This is a genomic window from Brevibacterium sp. LS14 (genome assembly GCF_012027885.1).
Taxonomy (GTDB): Bacteria; Actinomycetota; Actinomycetes; order Actinomycetales; family Brevibacteriaceae; genus Brevibacterium; species Brevibacterium casei.
On record NZ_SJXG01000027.1, the window covers coordinates 1 to 1,611 of the forward strand.

General features: G+C 56.4%; 1 rRNA gene. It reads right to left on the reverse strand.

Annotated features, from left to right (window positions below):
* Positions 1–78: 78 nt before the first annotated feature.
* A 16S ribosomal RNA gene (locus EZE58_RS02175) occupies positions 79–1,604 on the reverse strand.
* Positions 1,605–1,611 lie beyond the last annotated feature (7 nt).

Sequence of the window (1,611 nt, forward strand, 5' to 3'; positions counted from 1 at the left end):
TGATGTTCCACCCTTGAGCAACCCACCCGAACCACACATGGGTTCTGTTGGTGGGCACCATACTGGTGTGCTCCTTAGAAAGGAGGTGATCCAGCCGCACCTTCCGGTACGGCTACCTTGTTACGACTTAGTCCCAATCACCAGTCCCACCTTAGACGGCCCCCTCCTTACGGTTAGGCCACCGGCTTCGGGTGTTACCGACTTTCGTGACTTGACGGGCGGTGTGTACAAGGCCCGGGAACGTATTCACCGCAGCGTTGCTGATCTGCGATTACTAGCGACTCCGACTTCACGTAGTCGAATTGCAGACTACGATCCGAACTGAGACTGGCTTTAAGGGATTCGCTTGCCCTCACGGGTTCGCCTCTCTCTGTACCAGCCATTGTAGCATGCGTGAAGCCCAAGACATAAAGGGCATGATGATTTGACGTCATCCCCACCTTCCTCCGAGTTGACCCCGGCAGTCTCCTATGAGTTCCCACCATCACGTGCTGGCAACATAGAACGAGGGTTGCGCTCGTTGCGGGACTTAACCCAACATCTCACGACACGAGCTGACGACAACCATGCACCACCTGTACACCAGCTTCAAAGAAGAGGACCTGTTTCCAGGACGGTCCGGTGTATGTCAAGCCTTGGTAAGGTTCTTCGCGTTGCATCGAATTAATCCGCATGCTCCGCCGCTTGTGCGGGCCCCCGTCAATTCCTTTGAGTTTTAGCCTTGCGACCGTACTCCCCAGGCGGGGCACTTAATGCGTTAGCTACGGCGCGGAGAACGTGGAATGCCCCCCACACCTAGTGCCCAACGTTTACGGCATGGACTACCAGGGTATCTAATCCTGTTCGCTCCCCATGCTTTCGCTCCTCAGTGTCAGTTACAGCCCAGAGTCCCGCCTTCGCCACCGGTGTTCCTCCTGATATCTGCGCATTTCACCGCTACACCAGGAATTCCAGACTCCCCTACTGCACTCTAGTCAGCCCGTACCCACTGCACGCGCAACGTTAAGCGTTGCGTTTCCACAGCAGACGTGACCAACCACCTACGAGCTCTTTACGCCCAATAATTCCGGACAACGCTCGTACCCTACGTATTACCGCGGCTGCTGGCACGTAGTTAGCCGGTACTTCTTCTGCAGGTACCGTCACTTGCGCTTCTTCCCTGCTGAAAGCGGTTTACAACCCGAAGGCCGTCATCCCGCACGCTGCGTCGCTGCATCAGGGTTTCCCCCATTGTGCAATATTCCCCACTGCTGCCTCCCGTAGGAGTCTGGGCCGTGTCTCAGTCCCAGTGTGGCCGGTCGCCCTCTCAGGCCGGCTACCCGTCGTCGTCTTGGTGAGCCATTACCTCACCAACAAACTGATAGGCCGCGAGCCCATCCCCAACCGAAAAAACTTTCCACCACCAGACATGCGTCCGGCAGTCGTATCCGGTATTAGACCCAGTTTCCCGGGCTTATCCCGAAGTCAGGGGCAGGTTACTCACGTGTTACTCACCCGTTCGCCACTCATCCACCCGGTGCAAGCACCAGGCTTCAGCGTTCGACTTGCATGTGTTAAGCACGCAGCCAGCGTTCGTCCTGAGCCAGGATCAAACTCTCCATAAAAAATTTA